Raw genomic sequence first — 15,371 nt, 5'->3', positions numbered from 1 at the left:
TGCTCCCTCCCACATTTGATCGAGTTGACCTCAGGATGTGTGACAATGCCCACCACTTTGAGCCAACACCAGAATCATCATGACCGCCCCCAGCACACCGAAACCTCCGCGCAAGAAGCCCAAGACCGCCGCCACGGCCAAACCCGTCGTGCCGCGCAAAGAGGCCAGCCTGCACCCGCGCAACCGCCACCAGGGCCGTTACGACTTCCCGGCGCTGATCAAGACCACGCCGGAACTGGCGCAATTCGTGATCATCAACCCCTACGGCAAGGAAAGCATCGACTTCGCCAGCCCGGACGCCGTGCGCGTATTCAACCGGGCGCTGTTGAAGTCCTTCTATGGCGTGCAGCATTGGGACATCCCGGCGGATTACCTGTGCCCGCCGGTGCCAGGGCGTGCCGACTACGTCCACTTCCTCGCCGACCTGCTGGCCAGTGTCAATGACGGCGAAATCCCCCGCGGCGCGCCGGTCAAGGTGCTGGACATCGGCATGGGCGCCAACTGCGTCTACCCGCTGATCGGCTACAGCGAATACCGCTGGCACTTCCTCGGTTCGGAAGTCGACCCCACCGCCGTCGCCGCCGCCAAGGCCATCGTGCAGTCCAACGGCCTGAACAAGGCGATCCAGCTTCGCCAGCAAAGCAACCCCAAACAGATCCTGCTGGGCCTGCTGGAACCGGGCGAGCGCTTTGACCTGACCATGTGCAACCCGCCGTTCCACGCGTCCATGGACGAGGCCACCAAAGGCAGCGAACGCAAATGGCGCGCCCTGGGCAAGGCTGACCCAAAACGCAAGTTGCCGGTGCTGAACTTCGGCGGCCAATCGGCCGAACTGTGGTGTGAAGGCGGTGAAGCGCGCTTCGTGACGCAATTGATCGCCGAGAGCGCGCACTTTGCCCACAAGGTGTTGTGGTTCAGCACCCTGGTGTCGAAAGCCTCGAACCTGCCCGCGATCGAGACCGCGCTGAGAAAAGCCGGCGTGCTGCAAAGCCAGGTGGTGGAAATGTCCCAGGGCCAGAAACAGAGCCGCTTTGTCGCCTGGACCTTCCAGACCCCATCCGAGCAGCAGGTATGGCGCCAGCGCTGGGCGCGCAAAGACTGAGCCTAAATCCCGGGCAACAAAAAACCGTGCCCGGATCGCTCCGGCGCACGGTTTTTTTTGCTGCGTCTTACTTGTTAACAGCGTCGGTCAGGCCTTTGGCCACAACCAGCTTGATAACTTTCTTGGCAGCGATTTCGATGGCAGCGCCAGTCGAAGGGTTACGGCCAGTACGGGCAGGACGCTCGGTCACTTTCAGTTTGCCAACGCCTGGCAGAGTGATTTCGCCGCCGTTTTCCAGCTGATCAGCAACAACTTGGCTCAGTTGGTCCAGCAGAGCGCGCACGGTGGTTTTCGGTGCGTCTACTGCTTCAGCCAGGTCAGCGATCAGTTGGTCTTTAGTAATAGCCATTGTGGTGTTCCTTCCCTATCAAATTCATATGGATTGCAGAGTGCAGTGTCAGCCGTCGAGCCCGACCGTCAAGGCCTGGCATCCCCGGCTATAACCTCGGAGATCGGGGTTATAGATGCTTGAAACGAGGATTGGTTCGACCTGACAAATACTGAATGCACGCTTAACGCCGAGTCTTGGGCGTAAGACCGGGCAAAACTAGCACAGAGACGGGGAAATATCCGCTTCTACCTACCCATTTGGTCAGCTTTATCGCTCTAAACCGTGAAAAAAAGGCATATGGCCCGTCGGAGGCCTTCCAAAACACCTTCAAAGCACGTCTTGGCCAATGGGTGCGGTACACTGGGCGACTTTTCGGGGAGGCCAACCGCTCCCCTATCAACCAGCCGAGAAGCCTATGCCGATCCGTCATTGCATCGTCCACCTGATCGACAAAAAACCCGACGGCACACCCGCAGTTCTCCACGCCCGCGACTCCGAACTTGCCGAGTCGGCCGCGATCGAGAACATGCTTGCCGACCTCAACGAGAGCTACAACGCCAAACAAGGCAAGGCCTGGGGTTTCTTCCATGCCGAGTCGGGCGCGCACCCGTTCAGCGGCTGGTTGAAGGAGTATTTCGACGGGGGCCAGGATTTCACCACGTTCAGCCGCACCGCCGTCGAACACCTGCAGAAGCTGATGGAAGAGTCCAACCTGTCCACCGGCGGCCACGTGCTGTTTGCCCACTACCAGCAAGGCATGACCGACTACCTGGCCATCGCCCTGCTGCACCACAGCGAAGGCGTGGCGGTCACCGACGAACTGGACGTGACGCCATCGCGCCACCTCGACCTGGGCCAGTTGCACCTGGCGGCGCGGATCAACGTGTCCGAGTGGCAGAACAACAAGCAGTCCAAGCAGTACATCTCGTTCATCAAGGGCAAGAACGGCAAGAAAGTCTCGGAGTACTTCCGCGACTTCATCGGCTGCCAGGAAGGCGTCGACGGCCCGGGAGAAACGCGTACCCTGCTCAAGGCGTTCAGCGACTTCGTTGAAAGCGAGGACCTGCCGGACGAAACCGCCCGCGAAAAGACCAAGACCCTGGTGGACTACGCCAGCAGCCAGGCCAAGCTCGGCGAGCCGATGGGCCTGGAAGAACTGTCGGGGCTGATCGATGAAGATCGGCCTAAGGCGTTTTATGACCACATCCGCAACAAGGACTATGGGCTGTCGCCGGAGATCCCGGCCGACAAACGCACCCTCAACCAGTTCCGCCGCTTCACCGGGCGCGCCGAAGGGCTGTCGATCAGCTTTGAAGCGCACCTGCTGGGCGACAAGATCGAGTACGACGAAGCCGCCGGCACCTTGATCATCAAGGGCCTGCCGACCCAACTGACCGACCAGCTCAAGCGCCGCAACTGATGCTCGGCGGGGTCCTTAAAAAAGTCCTGCTGGTGTTGCTGGTGGTGGTGGCGATCCAGAACTGGGGCAAGGTCGAACGGCTGTTCAACCCGTCCCAGGTGGTCCCGGAGCAAACGCGGGCTTCGGCGCGCGTGGTGCTCTACTCCACCGAGTGGTGTGGCTACTGCAAACAGATCCGCCGCTTCCTCGACCAGAAAGGCATTCCGTACCAGGCGCTCGATATCGAAAAAGACGCCCAGGCGCGCAAGGCCTATGAAGCGTTGGGCGGCGGCGGGATTCCGTTCGTGGACGTGAACGGCACGTTGATTCGCGATTACAGCCCCGAGAAGATCATGGCGGCGCTGAAGTAATCAGCGCACCACGATCAGCCGCCCCAGCAGCGTGTGCTGCTCGAACCCCAGCACCGCTTGCAAGCCATTCAGCACGGCTTGCGGATCGTTGCTCGGGAAACTGCCGCTGACACGCCGGGAGCCCACTTCGTCGTTGAGCAGCAGGATGCGCCCAGGGTAGTAACGCTGCAGATCCTCGATCACCTCGGCCAGCGGTGCCTTGTAGTAGTTGAGCCAGCCGTCGCGCCAGGCCAGGCGAGATTCGCTGTCGACCGCGTGCAGGGGCTCGGCCACGCTCTCGGCGTAGCTCATTTGCTGGCCCGCCGTAAGAATTTGCTGCGCACCCTGCTTGGCCGGCGTGACGCCGACCCGCCCCGACAACACTGTCACCTGCGCGCCCGCCGGTTGCAGACGCACTTCGAACTGCGTGCCCAGCACCCGTGTTTCACCACTGCCCGCGCCCACCACAAATGCCGCGCCGGTGTGAGTCACGCTGAAAAAGCCCGCGCCGCGCCGCAGTTGGACATGCCGCTCACCTTGGCTGAAATCCACGGCGATGGCGCTGTCGGCATCCAGGGTGACGCGGGATTGATCGGCCAGGGTCACGGTTTTCACCTCGCCCGGCGCCGTCACGTAGTCCGCCCCCAGGTCATCGACCCAGCGCGACGGTTGCCAGCCGCCGCCCATGCACACCATCAACACCAGGCACGCGGCCATGGCCAGGGCGCCCACCCCGCGCATGGCCCGTGAGCGCTGCGAGGTGTGCATCGCATTCAGGTAGCCGTGTAAGGCCAACGCGTCTTCGTCCGCCAGTTTACGCGCCGGCACTTCGCTCAACTCCCATAGCACCTGGGCCTGGGAATAGGCCTCGACGTGTGCCGGATCAGCCCGCAGCCAAAGGCTGAAGGTGGCCTGGTCGCCGCTGCTGGGCTGGTCGTGCAACAGGCTCAGCCAGGCCAGTGCGGCCTGTTGCTGGTCGGGCGTGGGAGTGACATTCACGGTGCTTTCCCTGGCGTGCGTGGAGGCGATGGCTCGCGAAGGCTGGCTTTGCAGGCTTCGAGGGCACGCATCATATGTTTTTCCACGGCACTTTGGGACAGCCCCATGGCCTTGGCGATTTGCGCGTATTTGCGGCCATGGATGCGGTTGAGCAGGAAGATCTGGCGGGTGCGCTCGGGCAAGCTGCGCAAGGCCGCCTCGACGTGGCGCAGGTCGTTGCCGGCCTCCAGTGCAGCCTGGGGTTCGGAGCCTTGATTGTCCTGCTGCTCGGGCAACCAGCCTTCGTTGCTGCGCACCCGCGCGCCTTCGCTGCGCAGGTGGTCGATGGCGATATTGCCGGCGCAGCGCAGCAGGTACGTGCTGAGTTCTTCGACCTGCACCAGCGGCCGGCGCCAGAAGCGCAGGAACAAGTCCTGCACCAGGTCGGCTGCAGTGGCACGACAGCCCACGCGCCGGCTGACCAGCGCTTCCATCTGCGAACGCTGGGACAAAAACACCTGCAGGAAATGCGCGCGCCCACCCGCCGCGTCCGCGTGCGGGCTGTCCTGGGGTTCCGGTGGCGTACTGATCATCATGCGCGGCTCACAGGGTGGCAAAGGCTGCGACGGGACCGGCCAGCAGGCCGACGCCCGCCAGGCTCAAGGCCAACCTCGGCCAATACGGCAACAGCAGCACCAGCAGCAGCGCGCTGAGCATCAACACCGCGCACCACTCCACCAGGCCTTGGGCCCACCCCGAGGCAGCCACCGCTGGCCAGATCGATAGCGTCAAGCCCCCCCCACCGACCGCGCGCAACCCCAGGCGGCGGCGCGGCGACGGCTTGCTGCGCAGCAGTTCGCCATGGTGACGGTCGGTGGACAGGCACAGTGCGGTAAACCCGACGTAGCACATCAGCCATGCAAGCAGCATTCAATGCGCCTCCGGTTTGAGAGTGAGCGCGCGCGCCCGTTCGGCCTTGGGCTGGGGCGCCGTGCGGTGGTGCATCTTCCAGGCGGCCCAGGCGAGGAATACCCCGCTGCCCAGGCACGTCAGGTCGAAGCCGGCCATGGCCCAGTCGCCCGTCGCCAGTGACACGCCCAAGTGGTGCGAGGTGGTCAGCGCGTTGAGCGCAGGGATCGCGCCAAACAACAGCGCGCCAACGCTCAGTTGCTCGACCCAGGCCTGGCGCCCTCGGCGCAGCATGGCGTGCAACAGGCTCAGGCCCCACGCGATAAAGAACATTTGCACTTCCCAGTCGGCGCGCTGGGCGAAGCTCACCGGCAACAAACGGTTGGCCCAGAAGAACGCCGCGATGGCGATCAACAACCCGGACATGCTGGCGATATTGAGCACTTCGACCAGGCGCAGCTCAAACGGCATGCCGCCGGTTTTGGCGTGCTTGAGCTGGCGCTTGCCGAGCCAGATCACCAGGCCGGTGCCGATCATCGCGGTGCCCGCCAGCCCACAGATAAAATACAGCCAGCGCAACACCGGGCCGGCGAAACGGCCCATGTGCAGGCCATAGAAACTGCCACCGATCGCCGCCGGCAGCGATTGCTCGGCGCTGACCCGCAGCCGCTCGCCGGTACTGCCGTTGAACGACACGGTGCTGCCGAAATCATGCACCACGCGGTCGGCGCCGGCGCGGACCACATTGACCGAGGCATTCGCATCACTCGGGTTATTCACCACCAAACGCCCGACATGCCCGCCCGCCCACTGCGCCCGCGCCTGTTCGTACATCGGCAGCAACGGCAACAATGTGCCGGGCTGGCCCAGCGCCGGGGCGTTGTCGGTGGCGGGGAACACCTCGTTGAAGAAGGCCCGGCTGTCGTTGCCGTAAGAGGCCACGATCGGGGCCGGCATGACCATGCTCATGAAGATCACCAGGCTGCTGTAGGTGATCATCAAATGAAACGGCAGCACCAGCACGCCCACGGCGTTATGCCCGTCGAGCCAGGAGCGCTGGCCCTTGCGGGGGCGGAAGGTGAAGAAGTCCTTGAAGATTTTTTTGTGGGTGATGATGCCGGTGATCAACGCGACCAACATCACCATCGCGGCGAAGGTGGATAACCAGCGGCCCCAGGGGTACGGCATTTGCAGCTGGAAGTGGAAGCGATAGAAGAACTCGCCGCCCATGCTTTCGCGGGCTTGCACGGCTTGGCCGCTGACCGGGTCGAGGACTTTCTGGATGAAGTTGCCGCGTTTGCCCGGGTCGACCTTGTCTTGCCACATCACCGACAGGCCAGGGTCGCGGCTGTTCGGCAAGGTAATAATCCAGCGCGCGGCGGTGGGCGCCTGCTGCTGCAGGTAGGCTTGGGCCACCGCGAGGCTGCGCCCATCGTCCAACGGCCTGGCCTGCACTTCGGGCTGGGTCCAATGGCTGATTTCATCCTTGAAATACGACAAGGTGCCCGTCAGGAAAATCGCAAACAGCAGCCAGCCAAAGATCAGTCCGGCCCAAGTGTGCAACCAGGCCATGGCCTGGCGGAATCCTTCTTTCATGTGCGTGCCATCCATACACCCACACCTGCCAGGGTCGCGAACAACGCGCTCGGCAGCATCACGCCACACCAGGCACGCCATGCCGTGCGGCAGGCAAAGCACCACAGCACCGCCAACAGGTAGAACACAAACGAACTCATCATCCCGGTGATCACTGCGTCGGCGCGGGACGTGGGCAGCCACAGCGCCAGGCAGACGGCGGCCAGAGACGCCATCAGATAGCCGCCGACCACAGCGGCCAATGCGCGTGACGTGACAGCGAGGCGGTAAGCGGCGGGAAGCGAGGTTTTGCTTTTCATGCGGGGAGCGCCAGGTTCATCAGAGCGCAATATTAATGATAAATATTCTCATAAGCAAAAGAGAACGGATGAATCACCTGCTCGAAGGCGTGAGATCTAGCTGCCCGCCAGGCAACTCGGGGTGCCCGCGACCAGGGCGTCGATGTCGCAGCGCGTCTTGGCCGGCATGTGCGCCGCGGTGGGCCAGATCACATGGATCGGCGCGGGTTGCTCGCGGTAGCTCGGCAGTACCGCTTCCAGCTGCCCGCGCAGCACATAGTGCGCGATCAGCCAGCTCGGCAACCAGGCCAGGCCCACGCCAGCGATGGCGGCATCGGCCACGGCCTGGAGGTCGTCCATCATCAGCGGCGAGGCGACCCGCGCGCGGTGCGGGCGGCCTTGGGCATCATTGAGTTCCCACTCCAGGCGCGGCGCATTGCAGCGGTAGGCAATGCCGCGGTGCCCGGCCAAATCTTCGAGACACTCGATTCGACCGACGCGGCGCAAATACGCCGGCGCCGCCGCCAGGCCGATGGCCTGTTCGCCCAGGCGCCGCGCGCTCAAGCGGTCGGTGTCGGGTAACGCGCCGATTCGCACCGCCAGGTCGAAGCCTTCCTGGGCCACGTCGATCAGCCGGTCAGAAAACGAAATATCAATCTCCAACTGCGCAAAACGATCCAGCAAGCCCCACAACGCCGGCGCCGCATAGTGATGCCCGAAAGCCAGCGGCAAGCTCGCCCTCAAGCGCCCGCGAGGCTGCTGCCGACCGCTTTCGAGCACGGATTCGGCCGCTTCCAGCTCGGCCAGCGCGCGCAGGCAATGCTCGTAATAAGCCTGCCCGTCCTCAGTCAACCGCTGGCGGCGGGTGGAACGCTGCAACAGGCACGTGCCCAGGCGCGCCTCGAGGCGCGCCAAGCCTTTGCCCACGGCCGAACGGGTGAGGTTCAGCCGTTCGGCGGCTTCGGTCAGGTTGCCGCTCTCGACGATCTGCAGAAAGAGTTCAACGCCATCAAAACGTGGGGTGGCCATGCTGTAATTGTCGCCTTTGATTCCCTGATTGAAGGAAAACTTGTCACGAATAAAGAATCCACTTCCCGCGAGAATGACACGCTCCACCTCTCGAAAGGAAGACCCCATGCCTCCCGCCGTCGCTGTATCGGCTGTCAGCCCATCAAGCTCCGCCAGAAACGCGCTCGCCCTCACCGCCGTGTGCCTGGTGGCGCTGATGTTCGGCCTGGAAATCTCCAGCGTGCCGGTGATCCTGCCCACGCTGGAACAACAATTGGGCACGGGTTTCCAGGATGCCCAATGGATCATGAACGCCTACACCCTGGCCTGCACCAGCGTACTGATGGCTGCCGGCACGCTGGCCGACCGCTTTGGCCGGCGACGCATGCTGGTGCTGTGCCTGTGGCTGTTTGGCTTGGCCTCACTGGCCTGCGGGCTGGCTGAAGACGCGTCCCAGCTGATCACGGCGCGTTTCGTCCAGGGCGTGGGCGCCGGGGCGATGATGATCTGCCAGTTCGCGATTTTGTCGCACCAGTTCCGTGAACCGGCGGCGCGGGCGCGGGCTTTTGCGGTGTGGGGCGTGATCGCGGGCCTGGGCCTGGGCTTCGGGCCGATGGTCGGGGCGTTGATCCTGGCGGTGGCGGACTGGCGCTGGGTGTTTCTCGTACATGTGCCGCTGACCTTGCTGACTCTGGTGCTGCTGCATGTCAGCGTGCAGGAGTCGCGCGACCCGGCCAGCCATCGCCTCGATATCGCCGGCATGCTCACCTTGACGCTGTCGGTGTTTGCGTTGGTTTATTTCATCACCCAAGGCACCGAGAATGGCTTTGGCGCACCGGCCATGCTGGGCTGGGCCGGCCTGTCGCTGGCCGCGCTGCTGCTGTTCAGCTTGATTGAGCGGCGCAGCGCCCATCCGATGTTCGATTTTTCGGTGTTTCGCATCCAACGCTTCAACGGCGCGTTGATGGGGTCGATCGGCATGAACTTCAGCTTCTGGCCGTTCATGATCTACCTGCCGTTGTACTTCCAGGCGGGCCTGGGCTACGACACCCTGACCACCGGCAGCGCCCTGCTCGCCTATACCCTGCCCACCTTGCTGGTACCGCCGCTGGCCGAACGCCTGGCCCTGCGCTACGGCGCCGCACGCATCATCCCGCTGGGCCTGGGGGTGATGGGCACCGGCTTTCTGGCCATGGCCGCCGCCAATGGCGCCGCGCATCCAAACATCGTGCTGGTGCTGTTCAGTTGCGCGATGGCCGGCGTGGGCTTGGCGCTGACCAACTCACCGACCACCAACACCACCACCGGCTCGGTCTCGGCGGATCGCGCCGGCATGGCCTCGGGTATCGACCTCAGTGCGCGGCTGATCACCCTGGCGCTGAATATTGCGCTGATGGGTTTGGTGCTCTTGCTGGGGATCAGCCATCAACTGGCCGAAGTGCTGCCCGAAACCAGCGCACTGGATTGGCCCGCGATCAGTCAGCACATTGCAGCGGGCAAGCTGGAAGTGCTGAGCTCGATGGGGCTGGCGCGCGCGGATGCCCAAGCGGCGCTGCGCCACGGCGCAGGTTGGGCGATGTTGTTTGCGGGCGTAGGGGCGTGTGGGTTGGCGTGGTTGAGCGGGTATTTTTTCCGACGCAGCAGGTAAACAAAAACGGGCCTGCATCTGCAGGCCCGTTCTCAGTGGGGAATGAAAAAACTGTCAGCTGTTAATTGCAGCGTTTTCGTTTTCCAGGAATTCCTCTTCAAGCGCGTCATCATTCACTTTGTTGGCCGGCACATTTTTCGCGGCAGCGCGTGGCTTGCCTTGCAGTTTGCCGAACAGGTGTTCCAACGCATGGTCCAGCTTGGTCGCGGCACCGTCGATCGCCAGTTCCAGCGTATCGGCTTTATGCAGCACCGAAAGCGGTTGATGGCCCTTTGGCCGTGCTTCCAGGCGGCAGCTTAAATCGTGGGGACCGGGCTTGTCGCCGTTCTCATCCCGCAGGTAGACCTCAACGCGGGTCAGGTCTTCTTCATAACGTTCGAGCGTGCTTTCAATGGTATTACGTACCCACTCCTCCAGTCGGATGCTGCTTTCAATATGGTTATCGCTATTGACTTGGATTTGCATAGTTCTTCCCTTATTTCAGCTAGCTCGCGAGAGGTCACAAACTGCAACACCGGGGTGGTGAAACCATGACCTCTTGATTACACAATTGAGCAGTCAGAGAAACAATTCAACCCCTTTGCAAAGATAAATCCCACATTACAAATTAACCCTGACTACAAGCAAAAACGCTGGTAGGGTGGGGAGTTAGTTACATCTTCCTATGCCCCGCAATCTTCATCGTTGCCCCGCGCGTGCCTGCTTGCGCCGCCGACCAATCATGCACCGCATTCTCGCTATTGCCCTGAAACAAAGCACGACGCCAACCCATGTGGGAACCGGCTCGCCCGCGATAGCCGTCTCTCAGCCGAGGATTCATGAGCTGATCCCCCGCAATCGCGGGCCAGCCCTCTCCCACAGGTGTGTTCCAGCGTCAGACAGGTCGCTGTACGGCACGGCCCTTGCTGTACAGCTGATGAGGCAAACGGATGTTGTGAACCCTCAGCGACGGAGTGGCCGGTGGTCAGGCAACGCGAACTAATCCAGACCTCGGTCGTCAATGACTGCATGTTCTTATCAGGCGGTAACGCACCATGGACAATCCTTTTCAGATCATCACCGACACCTTCACCCCACAATACCGGGTCAACCTGAGCATCCAGCGCCTGGATGGCAGCATCATGCTGACCCTCTCGAATGAGCAGGGCGTGGTGGTCAAGCGCATGATCAGCGCCGCACAACGCAACGACCCGCAACGGCTCAAGCGCCTGGTGCAAAGCATCCAGTTCGGCATTGCCATCGAGCAGGGCCACAGCGCCATGGAAATCCTGGCAGTGATGACGGACGGGGACAGTCACAAGCTGTTGCAGCGACCGCCCACCCGTCCCCAACCCTTCAGCGTCAGGCTTTAAAGCTCACCTTTCTCTGTTTCAAGGCTCTCGCCCTTGCGGTGCGGGCCTTGCACCTTCACCGAGGGAAACGCCGACGACGCGTAGCGCACCACCAGAATCGAGAACGCCAACAACAGAATCCCGCCGCACAGGTAGATGATGCCGATGTCCGGCGGGTTGTGGTGGGACACGTTGGAGATCAGCAGACGCGTCAGCGCGGTGATCGCCACGTAGATCAGGAAGCGCACCGGCATGTGGTTGGTCTTGACGAATTTTCCGGAAATTTTTGAAAAAAGATTTAATATTTTTCGCTCACATCAGTTTTCAAAAACTATTAAGCGGATGGAGGCATAACCAATCAGAAAAGGGGCCATAAAAATAACCCCAATCTAGTATTAGATAGATTTTTTCAGCAATCTACTTATCAAAGCAATAATATTAGCCTTGTTTCTCAAATCACTAGGCTTGGTAGCTTTCAACTCACCGGCAATATCTTTGAAATCGCCAAAGACTTTTTTCAGCAAATCCTTTTCATCCAACGAGTGATCATTCTCCAACATCCACTTGACAGCAGCCAGCATAGCAAACGTAATAACTACTGCGATCGCGGCTGCCGCCGCATCAAGAATGAGTGTTGGAGGAAGGAAGGATTTAGCAATCAAGAATGCCGACATACCTAGCGTTTCACCAGCGAATGTCGGCAACAAGGCGAGCGCAGAAGATTTATTTAGAACCTCGCCTTTGTATAAATAATTGAGGGAGGTAATAGCTACCACTTGCGTAGCAGTAATGTATGCAGCACTCCCAGGAATGAACGCCTCGCCTGCAACTGCAACAATGGCAGCGCCAATAATTCCAACTGCATAGTTCTCCTTGTTTCGAAGATGCCTCGCAAGGAGCAGAGCTTTGCCTTCGGTGTTCAAGAAGACAAAAATTTCTGTCCTTAACTCATCAACACCTCGAATATCCATCGGTGCTGACTCACGCATTTTCGGATCAAACCCTTTGGTGCAGGTTCCGAAAACCTTATCTACGCCCAGTATTTTACACCACTGTTCTTTAACATCTTCATAAGCCGACTCTTGCAGATCGTCCCATTCATCAATTTTATTTAGAACAACGAATACTTTACTTGAGCTTTTCTTAAGATCCTCAAAATTCGCCGCCTGCGAGGCGTCAGCCGAACCAGTGACTACAAAAAGACCTAGATCAATATTTTTTAAGAACTCTACAGTCTCTTCGCTATTCTCTTCACGAACATCATCGAGTCCCGGACAGTCGATGATTAAAACCTGTTCATCAAGCTTATAAGCAGTGACTTTTGTGGTGACGCCCGAGCTAGCACCGACTTTTGCGAGAGGGTCTTTCCGAGTGCAACCAAGAACAGCGTTTAGCAAAGAACTTTTACCAGCGCTCACCTTGCCAACTACAGCAACATTGACATGCTCATCAAAATTCGGCTTACGCTCTTCGTAAACTTTACTGAACAGATCGTCAAACTCTTCCTTCGATATTCCATCACTCATAACCAACTCCAGAAAATGACAGTTTTAGACTCTACCGCATAGCATTGTGCCACATCGATGCAAAAATGGGGATACCTGCATTAATTCAAAGCAAGCCGATACTCGAACACGTAAGCACCATCGACAACAAACTATAAAAAACTAAAATTTATAGACCGCATCACCTCGTCGTGCATAACGATTAATTCCTGCGGCCTTTGTACATTTAATGCGTGACCACTATTACTAAAATTTACAAGCTGCTGAATAAAACTATCGTCTGACGTAAGAACATCACCGGCCTGTTTATAAACATCAAACTCACACCTATCCATTATGGCTTTCCGGAAAGACATACCAGTATTAAAGGATTGTTCACCAAGACACTCCTCAATGATTTCGTCTAGTTTTACCATTTCATTCTCTATAGCAAATGTCAACGCCTCGAAATCAGAGATAGCAATAAAAACTATATCATCTAGAGATATAGGGCATTCACCATTACACTGCTTCTTAACTTCATCCTCTATATCCACCCCTATTAGCTGTTTGATACTGGAAGCAGTTGAAATCCCAAAATCATCATAAGTCACGACAACAGCCTTAAAGTTTCGCCCCCGAAATTCTTCGGTTTGAGAAAGAAACATCGCGCACTTTTCTGCTTGTATAACAGCCTTAATGAAGTCTTGGTCCAGCCTCTTTTTTAGCTCTACCGGGTCAGTGTTGACTTTGAGCCAATCCGTTTGCTCAATCGCCTTACTTTCGAGCAAAACAACACTCTCACCATCTATTGCAAAATCAGTGACTTTAGAACCCAGCGAGGGAATATTATTTTCTCGATAAATAGTTTTCAAAGCCTTTTCATCAAAAACCTTTAAAGCTGTCTTTTTTAATAATCCGCCAATATATGCCTCGACATCCAGTCCTAGCTGGGCTTTTGCGTCCTCAACTCTTGCATCCTTGATTGTCTGAATTAAAAGTAATGGAAAGCATGACAGCAAAAGCTTTTCCGAGAATAGATAGATTTTTTTACCTGACACCAAAAAAGGTTTTTTCTTTAAAGGCGTATCATAATAATAATCGTCAACCGTTCCAGCACTACCACTAAATCTGGCGAAAAAAGTTGGCAAATCACTATAACGAACTCCGAAAAAAACGAAAAAATTCACCACTTGATATAATGGTACGACTTTTTGAACACGATATAACAGGTCTATGATATTTAGTTCAAAAGACCCACTACCTTTCTTGCCTGTCGCCTGAACTAAAATATTCAGCCAGATAGTGAAATAGCTAGCGACTCCGACACCAGTAATCTCATGGAAAGTTTTTTCGTAAAACTCGTTACCACCTAGAATCTTGCATTGCCTTGCAAGACTTCTCATACACTCCGGTACATCCTTGCGAAGCAGCGACTGCTGATAAATCAACGGTCTGAATCTCAATAATAAATTTGCAGGGTCAGCATCAATAAGATAGTCTTGCAATCTAAACAGCTTATTACAGAGCCTAACAAAATCAGTATCATTCATTTTTAAAACACCTGTGCTTGATGATGAGATTTTAATCATCATAAAAATCAACCACTGGGCATCCTGAATCATAAACGATTTTCCGCCAGAACTATTCTCCATAGCCAAATAGTTCATAGCGAGAGTGAAAACGGAATCACGCGAGTATTTCAAAATACTATTACGAACATCAGAGTATTTATTTGAGAAATTTCTCTTGTTGTTTTTCACTTAAAAATCCTTTTTTACAAAAACTAAAACTTAACTCACCTTAAAAACCTTAACAAATCAACAAATCAACAAATCAAACAACAAAAAAGACATAAGTCCTTACTAAAAAATTACAAACCCTAACACACACATCAGCTTTCTATTTTTTCTTTCACTGATGGAAATTTAGAAGACGAAAACCTAACAACGAGAATCGAAAGGGCTAAAAGAAGCACCCCGCCACACACGTAAATAATGCCAAGGTCCGGCGCGTTATGGTGCGAAACATCGCTAATCAAAAGCCGAATTAATGCAGTCACGCCGATGTACAGCAAAAATCGCAAGGGCATATGATTTGTTTTAAAATAAATCCCGCTCATTGCTAACAATTCTAAATAAATGAATAGCAATAGAATGTCATCAACGCTGATTTTCTCTTGCCCCAGCATACCTATAAAGGCACTGATAGCGGCCCATACCGTTATAGCCGCAATGCCGAACAGAGCCAGGTAGTGGAAAGCCTCAACCACCAAATTTCCTACCGAATCAGCGCCACTGTGCAAGCTTTTGCGCAGCTTCTCAATCCCACGAATTTCACTCATAGCTCACACCATCCATCACAGAAAAAAACAGCCTAGCCCGCCTTCAAGCGCGCCAAAGACCAGAAATCATAGGGGTTTCACCCTTTTTTTGCCTATAAGAAAAAATGTTAGATTCAGGTAGGTTCGTTTTGAAGTAAATCCCGACCATGGCGCCCAATTCCAGGTAGATGAACAACAGCAAGATGTCATCGATCTTGATGTGCCCGTTCTCCAGCATCCCCAGAAATTCCATCACCGCCGCCCAGGCGGTCACCGCACCGATAGCGAACAACGCCAGGTAGTCGAACGACTCGACAAACAGATTACCCAGCGACTCGGCCAGCCCGTGGACATTCTGACGCAGCTTTTCGACCCGGTTGATTTTCACGATGATGCTTCCTTAGGTCGGCTCGACCGGATAGTGCCGCTTGGACGTGACGGTTGTTCTGCATGCAGAAAAAAGGCCAGCGGCAGGGGTAAGATGATGGCGGGGTGACATGAGACACTCCAAACCTGTATTTCCGGGCTACATTAAAAAACTGCTACCCAAACCCCACGGTTTGGCTTACCCTTTTAGCTGTATATAAATACAGTAGTCGCAAAAGACAACTATCGTGAAGGCATGTGAGGTGGT

The 15,371-nt window shown here is 56.9% G+C and carries 17 protein-coding genes and 1 pseudogene; 5 read left to right on the top strand and 13 right to left on the bottom strand.

The window, feature by feature from the left end; translation table 11 throughout:
* Positions 1 to 79 precede the first annotated feature (79 nt).
* The gene (gene rlmF, locus JN756_RS06050) at positions 80 to 1,102 is read left to right on the top strand and encodes a 23S rRNA (adenine(1618)-N(6))-methyltransferase RlmF (RefSeq protein WP_046384592.1); all 1,023 of its coding nucleotides are present in this window, start codon (positions 80 to 82) and stop codon (positions 1,100 to 1,102) included.
* Between the two features lie 67 nt (positions 1,103 to 1,169).
* On the opposite strand, the gene JN756_RS06045 is transcribed toward rlmF, so the two are convergent.
* Positions 1,170 to 1,451, bottom strand: coding sequence for an HU family DNA-binding protein (locus JN756_RS06045; RefSeq protein ID WP_003188840.1), 282 nt, complete (start codon positions 1,449 to 1,451; stop codon positions 1,170 to 1,172).
* A 397-nt stretch (positions 1,452 to 1,848) separates the two neighbouring features.
* On the opposite strand from JN756_RS06045, the gene yejK reads away from it, so the two are divergent.
* Together yejK and JN756_RS06035 are read left to right on the top strand one after the other, a co-directional pair.
* On the top strand, positions 1,849 to 2,853 hold the full coding sequence (yejK, locus tag JN756_RS06040; RefSeq protein WP_017844533.1) for a nucleoid-associated protein YejK: 1,005 nt from the start codon (positions 1,849 to 1,851) through the stop codon (positions 2,851 to 2,853).
* Positions 2,853 to 3,203, top strand: coding sequence for a glutaredoxin family protein (locus JN756_RS06035; RefSeq protein ID WP_017844532.1), 351 nt, complete (start codon positions 2,853 to 2,855; stop codon positions 3,201 to 3,203). The genes yejK and JN756_RS06035 overlap by 1 nt, the downstream gene beginning before the upstream one ends.
* Here the strand turns inward: JN756_RS06035 and JN756_RS06030 are convergent, their stop codons facing one another.
* The 6 genes from JN756_RS06030 to JN756_RS06005 all read right to left on the bottom strand — a co-directional run bounded on the left by JN756_RS06030 (position 3,204) and on the right by JN756_RS06005 (position 7,972).
* Positions 3,204 to 4,181, bottom strand: a complete 978-nt coding sequence (locus JN756_RS06030; protein ID WP_201021923.1) for a FecR family protein — start codon at positions 4,179 to 4,181, stop codon at positions 3,204 to 3,206. It lies immediately after the preceding gene.
* On the bottom strand, positions 4,178 to 4,756 hold the full coding sequence (locus tag JN756_RS06025; protein ID WP_017844530.1) for an RNA polymerase sigma factor: 579 nt from the start codon (positions 4,754 to 4,756) through the stop codon (positions 4,178 to 4,180). Before JN756_RS06025 ends, JN756_RS06030 begins: the two co-directional genes overlap by 4 nt.
* Positions 4,757 to 4,763: 7 nt before the next feature.
* Positions 4,764 to 5,090: a DUF3325 domain-containing protein gene (locus JN756_RS06020; protein WP_108525912.1), complete on the bottom strand. Its 327-nt coding sequence runs from the start codon at positions 5,088 to 5,090 to the stop codon at positions 4,764 to 4,766.
* Entirely contained in the window at positions 5,091 to 6,665 is a 1,575-nt protein-coding gene (locus JN756_RS06015; protein WP_128191562.1) for a PepSY domain-containing protein, read from the bottom strand.
* Positions 6,662 to 6,964 carry a DUF3649 domain-containing protein gene (locus JN756_RS06010; RefSeq protein WP_046384598.1) on the bottom strand — a complete coding sequence of 101 codons (303 nt, stop codon included), beginning with the start codon at positions 6,962 to 6,964 and terminating at the stop codon, positions 6,662 to 6,664. Before JN756_RS06010 ends, JN756_RS06015 begins: the two co-directional genes overlap by 4 nt.
* A 96-nt stretch (positions 6,965 to 7,060) precedes the next feature.
* Complete coding sequence (locus JN756_RS06005; protein ID WP_201021922.1) at positions 7,061 to 7,972, bottom strand: LysR family transcriptional regulator; 912 nt, start codon at positions 7,970 to 7,972, stop codon at positions 7,061 to 7,063.
* 106 nt (positions 7,973 to 8,078) lie between these two features.
* On the opposite strand from JN756_RS06005, the gene JN756_RS06000 reads away from it, so the two are divergent.
* Complete coding sequence (locus JN756_RS06000) at positions 8,079 to 9,599, top strand: MFS transporter (protein WP_057004301.1); 1,521 nt, start codon at positions 8,079 to 8,081, stop codon at positions 9,597 to 9,599.
* A 54-nt stretch (positions 9,600 to 9,653) separates the two neighbouring features.
* Here the strand turns inward: JN756_RS06000 and JN756_RS05995 are convergent, their stop codons facing one another.
* Entirely contained in the window at positions 9,654 to 10,064 is a 411-nt protein-coding gene (locus JN756_RS05995; protein WP_046384600.1) for an HPF/RaiA family ribosome-associated protein, read from the bottom strand.
* A gap of 569 nt (positions 10,065 to 10,633) precedes the next feature.
* On the opposite strand from JN756_RS05995, the gene JN756_RS05990 reads away from it, so the two are divergent.
* A complete protein-coding gene (locus JN756_RS05990; RefSeq protein ID WP_126587595.1) occupies positions 10,634 to 10,951 on the top strand; it encodes a DUF3509 domain-containing protein in 318 nt (105 codons plus the stop codon).
* Here JN756_RS05990 and JN756_RS05985 read toward each other — a convergent pair.
* The 5 genes and pseudogenes from JN756_RS05985 to JN756_RS05965 form a co-directional block, all read right to left on the bottom strand.
* Complete coding sequence (locus JN756_RS05985; RefSeq protein WP_260476654.1) at positions 10,948 to 11,235, bottom strand: phosphate-starvation-inducible PsiE family protein; 288 nt, start codon at positions 11,233 to 11,235, stop codon at positions 10,948 to 10,950. The genes JN756_RS05990 and JN756_RS05985 overlap by 4 nt on opposite strands.
* 90 nt (positions 11,236 to 11,325) lie before the next feature.
* Entirely contained in the window at positions 11,326 to 12,456 is a 1,131-nt protein-coding gene (locus JN756_RS05980) for a GTPase (RefSeq protein ID WP_102617540.1), read from the bottom strand.
* Positions 12,457 to 12,587: 131 nt separating this feature from the next.
* Positions 12,588 to 14,177, bottom strand: a complete 1,590-nt coding sequence (locus JN756_RS05975) for a hypothetical protein (RefSeq protein ID WP_201021921.1) — start codon at positions 14,175 to 14,177, stop codon at positions 12,588 to 12,590.
* Positions 14,178 to 14,308: 131 nt separating this feature from the next.
* Positions 14,309 to 14,758, bottom strand: coding sequence for a phosphate-starvation-inducible protein PsiE (locus JN756_RS05970; protein ID WP_102618919.1), 450 nt, complete (start codon positions 14,756 to 14,758; stop codon positions 14,309 to 14,311).
* A gap of 121 nt (positions 14,759 to 14,879) precedes the next feature.
* A pseudogene (locus JN756_RS05965) lies at positions 14,880 to 15,125 on the bottom strand (phosphate-starvation-inducible PsiE family protein); the annotation flags it as partial.
* Between the last annotated feature and the right edge of the window lie 246 nt (positions 15,126 to 15,371).

It is taken from the genome of Pseudomonas sp. Y39-6 (assembly GCF_023651955.1).
Lineage (GTDB): Bacteria > Pseudomonadota > Gammaproteobacteria > Pseudomonadales > Pseudomonadaceae > Aquipseudomonas > Aquipseudomonas veronii.
Note: the sequence above shows the minus strand (reverse complement) of the source record. Positions and strands in the feature narration are given on the sequence as shown.